Raw genomic sequence first — 9,786 nt, forward strand, 5'->3', positions numbered from 1 at the left:
CCAAAGGCGCCCGGCTCGCCCCCGAAATATTTTTTCATCCCCCTCCCCACGGCCCTTTGGCCGTGGGGAGGGGGATGAAGGGGGTGGGGCCCTCCGCACCTCCGCCGAATCGATGCGCTCGTCTCTGAGGGCGTTCCATCAACAACCTGAACTTTTCCCTACGGCCCTTCCTGGGTCGTCGGAACTACGGCTTGCATGACAGCGCACCGCGTGAAGGCCCCCAAAAGCCCTCTGACCTGAGGAGCGGGGAGATCAGGCATCCGCCTGTAACTTAATTGTAACGAAACAGGGCTGGAATGCTTGGGGGATTGGAGCATTCGATTGATCTCAATTCGTCCGGCGAGTTTGTCGAAAGGATCGCTCAGGGTTATGCTGGAAATCGGAATGGACGGCGGAGCGTTCCCTCCACCGGCCCAGTCCGAATTCAGTCTGCCATTTGGAGGTCTCTATGCTCCGCGAAGACGCGCTGGAATATCACCGTAAGGGCCGCCCCGGGAAGTTGGAGATCGTCCCCACCAAACCGATGATCACCCAGCGAGATCTCTCCCTCGCTTACAGCCCGGGCGTCGCCTATCCGGTCTTGGAGATCGAGAAGGATCCAGACCTGGCCTATGAATACACCACCAAAGGGAACCTCGTGGCGGTCATCTCCAACGGCACGGCCATCCTCGGCCTGGGGGATCGGGGGGCTCTGGCCTCCAAGCCGGTGATGGAAGGCAAGTCGGTGCTCTTCAAGAAGTTCGCCGATGTGGATGCCATTGATATCGAGGTGAACACTCGGGATCCGGATGAGTTCATCCGTGTGGTGCAGCTCATCGCCCCGACCTTCGGGGGGATCAACCTGGAGGATATCAAGGCCCCTGAGTGCTTCTACATCGAGGAGACCCTGCGGGCCACCTTGGACATCCCGGTCTTCCACGATGATCAGCACGGGACCGCGGTGATCTCGGCGGCGGCCCTGCTCAACGCCCTGGAGTTGGTAGGCAAGCGCATCGATGAGATCAAGGTGGTGATCAACGGGGCAGGGGCTTCAGGCATCGCCTGTGCGGATCTCTGGGTGAAGTTGGGGGTACGGAAAGAGAATCTCATCATGGTGGACACGAGGGGGGTGATCTATAAGGGTCGCAAGGAAGGGATGAACCCTTACAAGGAGCGCTTCGCGGCTGAGACCGATGCCCGCACCCTGGCGGAGGCCATTCGGGGGGCGGATGTGTTCCTGGGGCTCTCCGTGGCCGATGTGCTCACCCCGGAGATGGTGAAGACGATGGCCGAGCGCCCCATCATCTTCGCCCTGGCCAACCCGGATCCTGAGATCCGTTATGAGCTGGCCAAGGAGGTTCGCCCCGACGCCATCGTGGCCACCGGCCGCAGCGATTACCCCAACCAGGTCAATAACGTCCTGGGCTTCCCCTTCATCTTCCGCGGGGCCCTCGACGTGCGAGCGCGGGCGATCAATGATGAGATGAAGCTGGCCGCCGCGCGGGCCTTGGCCGCTCTGACCCGGGAGGATGTGCCCGACAGCGTCCTGAAGGCCTACGGGTTGGAGAGCCTGCGTTTCGGGCCGGATTACATCATCCCGAAGCCGTTGGACCCCCGGGTGATGCTCTGGGAGGCGCCGGCGGTGGCCCAGGCCGCGATGGAGACGGGCGTGGCCCGGATTCATATCGATATCGAGGAATACCGGGAGCGCTTGACCGCTCGGTTGGGGAAGGGCACCCAGGTGATGCGCTTCATTATCAATAAGGCGAAGGCGGCGCCCAAGCGCATCGCCTTCGGTGAGGGGGAGGAGCCCAAGATCCTGCGCGCGGCAGCCCTGATTCAAGAGGAAGGGATCGGCCGACCCATCCTCATCGGCCGCCCCGAGGTCATCCGCCGGCGGATCGAGGAGCTGGGCTTGCGCTGCAGCCCGGAGATCGTCTACCCACCCGAGTTCCCGCGGCTGGAGGAATATGCCCAACGCCTCTTCGAGAAGCGTCAGCGCAAGGGCGTCACCCTCCCGCTGGCCCGCACGCTGCTGCTGGAGCCGAATTACTTCGGGCCGATGATGGTGGAGATGGGGGATGCGGATGCCTTCATCTCCGGCCTCACCTACGATTACCCCGCCGTCATCCGTCCCGCCCTCCAGGTCGTGGGGGTCCGCGAAGGGGTGCGTAAGGTGGCCGGGCTTTACATTATGATCGTCAAAGAGAAAGTCTACTTCTTCACCGACGCCACGGTGAACATCGAGCCCACGGCGGAGGATCTGGCGGAGATCGCCATCATGGCGGCGGATTTCGCGCGGCGCTTCGACATCGAGCCGCGGGTGGCCATGCTCTCCTTCTCGAACTTCGGCAGCACCCGCCATCCGCTTGCGGAGAAGGTGCGCCAGGCGGTGGAGATCGTGCGGCAGCGACGGCCGGACATTCTGATCGATGGGGAGATGCAGGCGGATACGGCGGTGGTGCCGGAGATCATCGAGGAGCGCTATCCCTTCAGCCGGGTGAAGGACGCCAACGTCCTGGTCTTCCCCGATCTGGAGGCGGCCAACGTCTCCTACAAGCTGTTGCAACGGCTGGGCAATGCCCAGGCGATCGGGCCGATCCTCCTGGGGATGGGGAAGCCCGTGCACGTCCTCCAGACCGGTGACGAGGTGCAAGACATCGTCTTCATCGCCGCCATCGCGGCCCTCGATGCCCAGGAGCGTGCCCGGATCGGCGCCCCCGTGGCTGTGTAGTCTGCAGCGCCCACGGGGATTTCCCCCGGATTTTGGGGATGGGCCGGGCGCTCAAGCGCCCGAGTTCGAGCGCCCGGCCCACCTTCCCCGAATCATGGGCGGAAGGTTCCTGCCGCCCTCGGACATCCAGGGGAAATGGTCCCTCCCCCACAGATCGATAAAGCACATTCGGGAGAGGATTTGACAGCAAAGCTGGCTTTGGTAGAATTAAGAACAGACGCCGGGGTGGCGGAATTGGCAGACGCGCCACGTTCAGGGCGTGGTGGGCATGCGCCCGTGCGGGTTCAAATCCCGCCCCCGGCATGGATTGAAAACCCGTGGGGCGTGGGGTGGGCGCCTTCGCCGCCTGCCCCACGCTCTTTTTTTCGGACGCTGACCGAAGTTGCCCTCCTGAGGCCTTCGGCCAGTGGTCGGCCTTCGCCGACCTAAGCGTCCGCTTGCGCGGACGCCCGGCGCGGAAGCGCCCAGGGAGGCCGATTGCCAATCGGCGTAAGGGACGGAGTCGTTCCGAGCGGACCGGAGCAACCCAAGCGCCCGGAGCGAGCGATTTCAGGCAGGCTGAACGGTTGCTCCACACCGTAAATCCCGAGGCAGGCGGACGGATCACCTTCCCTAGGGGCTTTGGGGCCATTCTTCTCTCGCCCCGTAGCCCCCTCGAACTTTTGACATTTGGAGCTCGCCACTGCGGAAAGGGGTGACGACCGGTTGATCCCAGAGGGGAGGGAGCATCCCATGCGACGATGGATCCATTGGGGGTGGCGCTGGTTCGTTCGCCTGGCGGTGCTGATGCTGATGGTTCTCCTTGCCCGCGTGGCCTGGGGGAATCTGGAGCTTTACCGGCAGCGGGTGGAGCGGGCGGAGCGCCTGCAACAGGCGATCGCCACCGAACAGGCCCGGGCGACCGCGCTGGCGGAGCAGGCTAGCTATGTGCGGAGTGAGGAATTTGTGGCCCGATGGGCCCGTCTGGAGGCCGGGATGGTCCGTCCCCATGAAACCCCTTATCGTGTGGAGCGAATCCCCTCCCCACCGACTCCCTATCCGACACCCACCCCCGTTCCCCAACCCTGGCAGGTCTGGTGGGCGCTGATCCAGGGCCGCTAAGGGGGATTGAGGATCGCTGAGCTTCCCCACATCGTTTTCAATCGCTGTTTGCGGCCTCCAGGGTTCGGGGCGTCGAAAGGCGCCTCGGATCCCGGGGGGAATTTTTCTCCCCTTCCCACCACCCTTTGAGTGGGGGTGCTGCCCACCCCTCCACCGCATATCCTCAACACTCAACGGGGTATAGCCCTCCGGGCACCGGGATGCGGCACAGAGAATGAGAGGGCTTGAGCCCCGTCCCGATTTTCGGTTTTTGTTTACAATATGGAATAGAGCGGTGCTGTATTTCGCTGTGGCTGCGGGAAGGTTCGCCCGCTAAAGTGTTGGGGATGGGATAAGGAGGTGTAAACGCACGCGTGCCGGAAATGGCGCGTGGAGAAATAAACTGGCAGCTCATATTTTGAGCGCTGCGAGAGGATCTCTATCGACGGGAGGCCCGATGGCGAAGGGAAGCGAGAAAGCGAAGGAAGTGATCCAGGTCGAGGGGACAGTGGTGGAGACGCTGCCGAACACGATGTTTAAAGTCCGCCTGGACAACGGTCATGAGGTACTGGCCCATCTCTCCGGCCGGATGCGGATGTATTACATCCGTGTGCTCCTTGGGGATCGGGTCCTGGTAGAACTTTCGCCCTACGACTTGAATCGAGGGCGTATCGTGCGCCGGCTCTCCCGATGAGGGGGACAGGGGAGTGAGAGCGGTGAAGCCTCTGAGATTTTCCGCACGAAAGGATGAGTGGGAGCCGTTGTGTGCCTCCTGCGATTCTCGCGGCTCTTCTTTTTTTATCCAAAGCGGTTATAATATTTGCAGCACTCAGAGATTCGCGCGAAGCATGGACATTGTTTAAGATATCCAGACGTAGGACCATCTCGGCTGGCCGCGGTCTTTCATCGTCAACCTCTAAGCCCCACGGAGGGAGCTCATGGATACCATTAAGGTAGCTGCGAAATCGCGCACCACAGCCGTGGCCGGAGCCATCGCGGGTGTCATCCGGGAGCGCGGGCGGGCGGAGGTACAAGCCATTGGTGCCGGCGCCGTTAATCAGGCGGTGAAGGCCATCTGCATCGCCCGCACCTACCTGGCCCAGGATGGCATCGACATCATCTGTGTCCCCGAGTTCGCCGACGTGAAGATCAACGATCAGGAGCGGACGGCCATCCGGTTCGTGATCGAGAAACGATGAGTTCCCGCCTGGATCTCCACGTGCACACCACCGCCTCGGATGGCTTGTGGTCCCCTGCCCGGGTGGTGCAGGAGGCCCTCGCGCGCGGTCTCCGCTATCTGGCGATCACGGATCACGAGACCACTCGCGGCGCGATCGAGGCAATAGCCATCGCCCGCGGCACGCCTCTGGAGGTGATCCCCGGTGTGGAGATCAGCGTCAGCAGCCCGGAGGGGGAGATCGACCTCCTGGGCTATTTCGTAGATCCCACGCATTCGGATCTCCTTCGCCTGCTGGAGGGGATGCAAGCCGAGCGGGTGGAGCGGATCCATGCGATGGCTGAGCGCCTGGCCCAGCTGGGGATGCCGGTCCCCTGGGAACGGGTGCTGGAGCGGGCCCGGGGCGATGTGCTGGGGCGTCCCCACCTGGCGCGGGCGATGGTGGAGCAGGGATACGTGGCCGATGAGGCCGAAGCGTTCCGGCGGTGGCTGGGGCACGGCCGCCCGGCTTACGTCCCCCGGCGGCCGGTGGATCCCCGGGAGGTGCTGTCGGTGATCCGGGCAGCCGGAGGCGTGTCCGTCCTCGCCCATCCGGGCCGTTCCGGACTCCCCCGGAACTTGGAGGGATTGTGGCGGGCCGGCCTGGCTGGCCTCGAGGTCTTTCACCCCGATCATTCCCCGGATGACATCGCCCGGTTGATGGCGATCGCCCGAACGTATGATCTCATCCCCACCGGCGGCAGCGACTTCCACGGCCCCGGGCCCGATGGCCGGATCCTCCTAGGAACCATGCCGGTCCCCGCCCATACGGTGGATCGACTCCGGGAGCGGTGCCCTCGCCGATAGAAAGATCGTGGCGGATCGCCTTCCTGTCCTGGGAACCCTCGGTATCCCCTGAAGGCCGTTTCCCATCCCGGAGCGCCTTGAGGAGGCCACTGGCCTTGCTCCCCCGCGCTGCCTCCCGATCCAGCTTCTGAGCAAATCCCCAAGCTGATGAAATTCCCAATCTCCGGATGACCCAAGGGTTTCAGGCAATCCCTCACCCCGGCCCCCGGACCAAAGTTCTATTCACGAACCCCCGATTATTGTTTGTTTTAAATGAAAACAGGCAAGTTATTGCCATATTCTTACAAAAGTAAGAAATTTTATACGCAACTATTAAAGAAATCGAGCGGTTTCCAAACAAACGGTGATTGTCGAGGCCCTGTCCCGTCCTAGGCGGGGGGCTGGAGATCCAAGTTGGGAATCCTGAAACGCTTCGGAGGTGGCGGATGGGCAAGCGGACCGTGGGGGCACTGACCGGTGTGTTGTTCGGCGTCCTGCTCGCGCTGGGGTTGGAGCGGGCGCTGGCGGCCGTGTGGACGGACAAGCTGGATTACAGCCCTGGGGAGGTCGTCACCATATCCGGCGACAACCGCGACAACGCCGGATACCTCCCGGGGGAGACCGTGCGGGTGGAGGTGTGGGGGCCCAACGGTTACTATGCCACCTGCGAGGCGGTGGTCCAGGGGGATGGTTCCTGGTCGTGTTCGGTCACGCTGTGGCCGGATGAGCGGGCCATCGGGGAATACACCTACACCGCCCGCGGGTTGACCTCCGGGGTCCAGGAGAGCGGGGTCTTCTGGGATATCGGGAACCTGGATTACGCGCCCGCCAGCTTGACCTTCAATGCGTTCCCTGGAGCAACGATCTCCTTCACCCAAGTGATCACCGCGCCCGCGGGGAACGACCCATTCACCGCCACGCTCAAGGTCACCGGTCTCCCTTCAGGGTGGACGGCGACGGCTTCCCCTGCGGTGCTCTCGTTCCCCGGGGTGAACACCCCAACCGCCCGATCCTGGGTGGTCACCCTCCAGGTTCCCGCCAACGCCACTCCCGGTTCTGATTCCATGCAGGTGAAAGCGGACCCGCAAAAGGTCCAATCCAAGCAGCAAACCCCTGGAGAGGGAAACGGGACTTCAGTGACGGTGAACGTGTTCGCGCTACCTAACCGGCCTCCAGTGGCGGTGGACGATACCTATGCGGTGAATGAGGATCAAACATTAAGCGTCAGCGCCCCCGGGGTGCTGGGCAACGACAGCGACCCGGATGGGAATCCCCTCACCGCAACCCTCGTCGCCGGCCCCAGCTACGGCAGCCTGACCCTGAACCCGAACGGCTCCTTTATTTACACGCCGAACCCCAATTTCAACGGGACCGATGCCTTCACCTATTCCGCCAGCGACGGCCAGGCCACATCGAACATCGCCACGGTGACCATCACAGTGCAGCCGGTCAACGATCCGCCCACGGCGGACGCCGGTGGCCCCTACACAGCCCCTGAGGGGGGCTCTGTCCAGCTTTCCGGCTCCGGGAGCGATGTGGACGGGGATTCCCTCTCCTTCGCCTGGGACTTGGATGGCGATGGGACCTTTGAGACCTCCGGCGCCAACGTCACCTTCTCGGCCGTCGGGCGGGACGGGCCTTCGACCCAGACCGTGAGCTTTCGGGTGTGCGATTCCTATGCCTGTACGGTAGCCACCACCCAGGTAACCATCACCAACGTCCCTCCGACCCCGGCCGTCGGCGGGGCTCCCGCCTCCAGCCCAGAGGGCACCCCGATCACTCTCACCGCCTCGGCGACCGATCCCAGCCCCGCTGATGTGAGCGCTGGGTTCACCTTCACCTGGACGGTGCAGAAGGACGGCGCGCCTTTCGCCGCCGGGTCTGGCACCTCCTTCGGTTTCACCCCGGATGATAACGGGACCTACACCGTCATCCTGGAGGCGATGGATAAGGACGGCGGGGTCGGGTCCACCTTGGTGGCGATCGCCGTCTTCAACGTCGCCCCCACCGCCACGTTCAACGCCCACTCCTCGGTGGACGAGGGCAGCGCCTTCTCCCTCTCCTTGACGGATCCGTTCGATCCCTCCACAGTGGACGCTGCCGCGGGCTTCAGGTATGCGTTCGACTGTGGGGACGGGAGCGGGTATGGGGGCTTCAGCAACGCCTACACTGTCTCCTGCCCGACCTCCGACAACAGCGTCCGCACGGTGCGGGGGAAGATCCGGGATAAGGACGGTGGGGAGACCGAATATACCGCCACCGTCACCGTGAACAACGTCCCGCCCGCCGTGACCGCTCCTTCGAACCAGACGGCCAATGAGGGGACGCCCTCGGTCTTCGACCTAGGTGCTTTCTCCGATCCTGGTGCTGACAGCCCCTGGGCGGTGGCCGTGGGCTGGGGGGATGGTCAGAGCGAGAGTTTCCAGGTCTTCTCCACGGGCTTCCTGACCCGGTCCCATACCTACGCGGACAGCGGGGTCTACACTGTGACCGTCACGGTCACCGATAAGGATGGGGGCTTTGGCCAGGCCGAGTTCCAGATCACCGTGAACAATGTCCCGCCCACTGCCGTTTTCTCCGCCACCAGTCCTATTGATGAGGGAAGCGTCAGCACCCTGGCCCTCACCGCACCTTCTGACCCCAGCCCGGTGGATACCCAGGCCGGCTTCCGTTATGCCTTTGCCTGCGATGGAAACCTCAACACTCTTCCCATTGCTTATGCCCAAGCCGGAACCTCGAGCACCGCTGACTGCTTCTTCCCGGACAACGGGACCTTCACGGTCGCCGGTCGCATCTTCGACAAGGACGACGGCTTCACCACCTATATCACCACCGTCACCGTGAACAACGTCCCGCCCATCGTGACTGCTCCTTCGAACCAGACGGCCGATGAGGGCACACTCCAGGCCTTCGACCTGGGTGCTTTCTCTGACCCCGGCGCCGATGCCTCGTGGCAGGTCGAGGTGGACTGGGGGGATGGAACCCAGGCGGTCTCCTTCACGATGGCTACCTCAGGATCCCTAGGCCTGCTCAACCATATCTATGAAGATGATGGAGTCTACACCGTGACCGTCACGGTCACCGATAAGGATAGGGCCTCCGGCCAGGCCCAGTTCCAGATCACCGTGAACAACGTCCCGCCGGAGGTCGAGGACCTGTTGAGCACGCCCAGTGTGATCAACGAAGGCGGGTCCATCACCCTGACCGGCCGGATCGACGATCCGGGCGTCCGGGATCTCATCACCGTGAGCGTGGCTTGGGGTGATGGAATGAGTGACACGGTGCCGCTTGGGCTCGACCGATCCTTCACGCTTATCCACACCTATGCCGATGACGATCCCAGCGGCACGATCTCGGATGTTTACACCATCACCGTTGGTGCCCTTGATGATGATGGGGGCTCCGGAACGAGTAACATTACCGTCACCGTGAATAATGTCTCGCCGGTGGTAGGGCCGCTGAGCGTCACAGCGACGGATCCGATCCCGGTGGGCACGCGGATCACGGTCACCGCGGTCTTCACGGATCCGGGGATCCTGGATCAGCACACGGTCGTGATCTACTGGGATTGGGACACTTACAACCCGAACGTCAACACCAGCCCCTCCACCACTCTCTTCATATCCATGAGCCAGGTGGTGCGGCCCTTCACCGCCTCGTATGTCTACAACCAGCCCGGCGTTTATACCCTCCGGGCGGAGGTTACGGATGATGACGGAGGCCAGGGTGTGGCCTTCTACCAGTATTATGTGGTGGTCTACGATCCGAACGCCGGGTTCGTGACGGGCGGGGGCTGGATCCAGTCGCCGCCAAGGGCGTGCCGGCTGTCGTGGTGCACGGATGAAACAACGGGCCGGGCCAACTTCGGGTTCGTCTCGAAGTATCAGAAGGGGGCCAAGGTGCCCAGCGGCCAGACCCAGTTCCAGTTCCAGGCGGGCAACCTCAACTTCCACAGCACCGCTTACGAGTGGCTGGTGATCTCCGGCCCCAA

Annotated in this window: 6 protein-coding genes and 1 tRNA gene; all 7 read left to right on the forward strand. The window is 63.2% G+C overall.

Going from position 1 to position 9,786, the window contains the following annotated elements; translation table 11 throughout:
* The first annotated feature begins 448 nt into the window (after positions 1-448).
* Complete coding sequence (locus tag ACFMO5_RS11100; protein WP_376792818.1) at positions 449-2,713, forward strand: NADP-dependent malic enzyme; 2,265 nt, start codon at positions 449-451, stop codon at positions 2,711-2,713.
* A 219-nt stretch (positions 2,714-2,932) separates the two neighbouring features.
* A tRNA-Leu gene (locus ACFMO5_RS11105) sits at positions 2,933-3,016 on the forward strand.
* A 429-nt stretch (positions 3,017-3,445) separates the two neighbouring features.
* Positions 3,446-3,814: a septum formation initiator family protein gene (locus ACFMO5_RS11110; RefSeq protein WP_376792819.1), complete on the forward strand. Its 369-nt coding sequence runs from the start codon at positions 3,446-3,448 to the stop codon at positions 3,812-3,814.
* Between the two features lie 436 nt (positions 3,815-4,250).
* Entirely contained in the window at positions 4,251-4,487 is a 237-nt protein-coding gene (gene infA, locus ACFMO5_RS11115) for a translation initiation factor IF-1 (RefSeq protein WP_376792820.1), read from the forward strand.
* 244 nt (positions 4,488-4,731) lie between these two features.
* The gene (locus ACFMO5_RS11120; protein ID WP_376792821.1) at positions 4,732-4,992 is read left to right on the forward strand and encodes a stage V sporulation protein S; all 261 of its coding nucleotides are present in this window, start codon (positions 4,732-4,734) and stop codon (positions 4,990-4,992) included.
* Positions 4,989-5,816 carry a PHP domain-containing protein gene (locus tag ACFMO5_RS11125; protein ID WP_376792822.1) on the forward strand — a complete coding sequence of 276 codons (828 nt, stop codon included), beginning with the start codon at positions 4,989-4,991 and terminating at the stop codon, positions 5,814-5,816. Before ACFMO5_RS11120 ends, ACFMO5_RS11125 begins: the two co-directional genes overlap by 4 nt.
* 425 nt (positions 5,817-6,241) lie before the next feature.
* The coding region (locus tag ACFMO5_RS11130; RefSeq protein WP_376792823.1) for a PKD domain-containing protein at positions 6,242-9,786 on the forward strand (3,545 nt) is incomplete at its 3' end.

The sequence above is a fragment of the Thermoflexus sp. genome, assembly GCF_042408365.1.
Taxonomy (GTDB): Bacteria; Chloroflexota; Anaerolineae; order Thermoflexales; family Thermoflexaceae; genus Thermoflexus.